This window comes from Clostridium sp. 1001270J_160509_D11 (assembly GCF_015667935.1).
Classification (GTDB): Bacteria; Bacillota; Clostridia; order Peptostreptococcales; family Peptostreptococcaceae; genus Intestinibacter.
Window position 1 is genome coordinate 1 of record NZ_JADPET010000208.1, and the last position, 3329, is coordinate 3329.

Sequence of the window (3329 nt, forward strand, 5' to 3'; positions counted from 1 at the left end):
TTACCTCCTATATTATTTATTTAAATATTGTTTTAAATATTATAACATATAGATAATTATCTTATACTATAATATTAGAACAAAAAAATAAAGGGTTCAATTTATCCCCCTTTATTTTTTTAAGATTATTGACCTTGATGATATTTTCCTAAAAAGGCTCTAGTACGTTCATTTTTAGAATTAAATAATTCTTCTGGCGTACAATTTTCAACTATTACACCGTTATCCATAAATATCATTCTATCTGATATATCTCTAGCAAAAGACATCTCATGAGTAACTATTACCATAGTCATATTCATCTCAGCAAGTGAGCGTATAACTTTTAAAACTTCTCCTGTAAGTTCTGGATCAAGTGCTGATGTAGGTTCATCAAAGAAAAGAATTACTGGCTTTAGTGCAAGAGCTCTGGCTATTGCGACCCTTTGTGCCTGCCCTCCTGATAGTTGATGAGGGTATGCATCTTTTCTACTTTCAAGACCTAGCTTTTGTAATAGTTCCATTGCCTCTTTTTCTGCTATATCTTTAGGTATTTTTTTAACTCTTATAGGTGCTTGAGTTATATTTTTTAATACATTAAAATGTGGAAATAAGTTAAAGTTTTGAAATACAAGTCCTGTTTTTAATCTTATCTCGTTTAATACATCATTACTTGCATATTCTACTTTGCCATTATGTGTAGATACCATAACTTCTCCATCTACAGTAATTTTCCCGGAATCTATAGTTTCTAATCTATTTATACATCTAAGTAATGTAGATTTACCAGAACCAGAAGATCCTATTATAGAAACTATTTCTCCATGGTTTACTTCCATAGATATATCTTTTAGAACTTGTAAGTCTCCAAAGTTCTTCTCTAAATTTTCAACTGATAAAATTTTCATTTTTAGCCTCCTATTCATAGTAATCTAATTTCTTTTCTAAGTAGAAACAGAATCTTTCAACTACAGTATTCATAATTAGATAAAAAATACCAGCTACTATTAATGGTACTGTAGAAAATTGAGATGACATTGTAGCCCCTGCAAGTTTGAATATTTCTGCAACACCGATTACTTGAGCCAAAGCAGTATCTTTTACTAATGTCATAAGTTCATTACTCATAGGTGGTATTATTCTTTTTACAACTTGAGGTAAAATTATCTTAAAGAATGTTTCACTTTTTCCAAAGCCTAATACTGTTGCTGCCTCATATTGACCAACAGGTATAGATTCTATACCACTTCTATATATTTCAGCAATATAAGCACTATAATTTAATGTAAATGCCAGTATTGCTGCCCAAAATCTCGGTAAAGTTGTACCGAATATATAGTATGGTGCAAAATAGAAAAACATCAATTGAAGTATAAGAGGTGTTCCTCTCATAATAAGTAAAAATACTTGTATAGGTATTCTTATAATAGCGAATTTTGACATTCTACCAAAAGCTACAAACATGCCAAGTATTGATGAGAATATTATTGTTAAAAAGAATATTTCTAAAGTAACAATTGAACTTGGCAACATATTTTTGACTAAATTAATTATGCTTTCAAAATCCAATTTAATCCCCCCTGTCTAAAATTTATAAAGTCTTATATCTTAAAAAAGGCGCCAATTTTAAAGTCTTAGACTTATAAATTTGACACCTTTTAAAATATACTTTAGTCTGAAATTTTAAATTAACTATTTATCTTTACCGATTGTAGTTAAATCTTCACCAAACCATTTTTTACTTATTTTTGCTAATGTACCGTCTTTTTGCATTTCTTTTAAAGTATCTTCAACTTTTTTACATAAAGCGTTGTCGCCTTTTCTAAAACCAACACCCATTTCTTCGTCTAATATAGTAGTGTCTTCTATAATGCTGTATTTTCCTGGGTCTTTTGTCATATAGTAACGAGCAACTACTGTATCCATAGCAACTGCATCAGAACCGCCAACTTCTAAGTCCATTAATGCTTTTACATTGTCTTCAACACCTATAAATTCTTTAAAAGAATCTTTTAAATTAGTATCTTTGTCTATAGTAGCATATGCAGTTGATCCGCTTTGTGCTGCTACTACCTTACCTTTTAAATCAGCCTCAGTTTTTATTCCTGAATCAGCTAATACTACAAATATTTGTGGATTTGACATATAAGGTTCTGTAAAAGTTAGTACTTTTTCTCTTTCAGGAGTTATTCCAAAACCATTCCATATACAGTCTATATTTTTAGATGATAATTCTTGTTCTTTACTTTCCCAGCTTACAGGTTGGAATTTTGCTTTGATGACCATTCTCTTACATGTTTCTTTAGCTAAATCGACATCAAATCCCACAATCTTATTGTCTTTATCTCTATAACCCATTGGAGGGAAAGAATCATCTAATCCTACAATTAATTCACCTTTGTCCATTACATACTGTAGTGAATCATCATTTGAAGAACTGCTAGAATCTGACGATGAACATCCGCCTAAAAGTGTACTAAACCCCATCACAAGAGCTAATGCTATAGCTGATAATTTTTTCATAATACTACCCCCTATGAATATATTAAATTTTAAAAATTACTGCTTGAAGGAATAGTAGCACATTTCGATATGTAAGTCAATATTTTCCAGTTGCATTTCGAACTATATTGTAGTTTTAAATTTAAAGATTCGTTTTTAAACTATATACAACAAATTTCTCTTTATCATCATTTTTATATAGGTCTTTTAAAATGATTTCTTTTTCTAATATAAATGGTGTTCTATATTCTAAAAATTGAATATAATCATCACTTGGATAATAAATTATTAGATCCATATCCCTAGGATTTTCTTCATAAGATATTAATATATTTTCAATTACTTTCATAAAGATTTGGACTGAAAATGGATTGAAGAAATAAAACTTGTTGTCATTTTTTTCAATTGTGTAATTTTGAGATAAATTACAGTAAAAGTTTATTTTATCTTCCATTTTTTTATGATATTGAATATATTTTGATTTATTTAGTAGAGATTCGTTATAATATATTTCATTCATTTCAACTCCAGTTGTATAACATTTGAAAAAGTGATTAATATAAAATACAATTCTTCCCTTTCCAGAGCCAAAGTCTACTATATGATCATCTTCTTCTAAATTGTATTCGTTAAATAGTGTGTCTAGTGCTTCATATAATGTTGGTTGGTATGGGTGATTGTGTGGTGAAGTCTTGTTCCAGTTTTCGTTTCCTGCTGTGTTTATATTTAATAATTTTTCATAGTAATTTTCGTTCATATTTTTTCTTCCTTATTTTATTTTTTATATGTTTATATTAACATATTTTTGTTTTTTCTTGAATTTTTTGTTGATTTTTATTTGTTAATAT

At 28.5% G+C, this 3329-nt stretch carries 4 protein-coding genes; all 4 read right to left on the bottom strand.

The features are described from left to right. Window positions 1–125: 125 nt before the first annotated feature. The 4 genes from I4U58_RS13185 to I4U58_RS13200 all read right to left on the bottom strand — a co-directional run bounded on the left by I4U58_RS13185 (window position 126) and on the right by I4U58_RS13200 (window position 3238). Entirely contained in the window at window positions 126–887 is a 762-nt protein-coding gene (locus I4U58_RS13185; RefSeq protein ID WP_195931800.1) for an amino acid ABC transporter ATP-binding protein, read from the bottom strand. 10 nt (window positions 888–897) lie between these two features. Next, window positions 898–1512: an amino acid ABC transporter permease gene (locus I4U58_RS13190; RefSeq protein WP_195931803.1), complete on the bottom strand. Its 615-nt coding sequence runs from the start codon at window positions 1510–1512 to the stop codon at window positions 898–900. Between the two features lie 159 nt (window positions 1513–1671). Next, window positions 1672–2502, bottom strand: a complete 831-nt coding sequence (locus I4U58_RS13195) for an amino acid ABC transporter substrate-binding protein (RefSeq protein WP_195931801.1) — start codon at window positions 2500–2502, stop codon at window positions 1672–1674. 121 nt (window positions 2503–2623) lie between these two features. Then, window positions 2624–3238 carry an SAM-dependent methyltransferase gene (locus I4U58_RS13200; RefSeq protein ID WP_195931802.1) on the bottom strand — a complete coding sequence of 205 codons (615 nt, stop codon included), beginning with the start codon at window positions 3236–3238 and terminating at the stop codon, window positions 2624–2626. Window positions 3239–3329 lie beyond the last annotated feature (91 nt).

Excerpts from the sequence above, each read along its gene's own strand:
- I4U58_RS13200 (WP_195931802.1), bottom strand. The coding sequence starts at position 3,238 with ATGAACGAAAATTACTATGAAAAATTATTAAATATAAACACAGCAGGA.
- I4U58_RS13190 (WP_195931803.1), bottom strand. The coding sequence starts at position 1,512 with ATGTTGCCAAGTTCAATTGTTACTTTAGAAATATTCTTTTTAACAATA.
- I4U58_RS13195 (WP_195931801.1), bottom strand. The coding sequence starts at position 2,502 with ATGAAAAAATTATCAGCTATAGCATTAGCTCTTGTGATGGGGTTTAGT.
- I4U58_RS13185 (WP_195931800.1), bottom strand. The coding sequence starts at position 887 with ATGAAAATTTTATCAGTTGAAAATTTAGAGAAGAACTTTGGAGACTTA.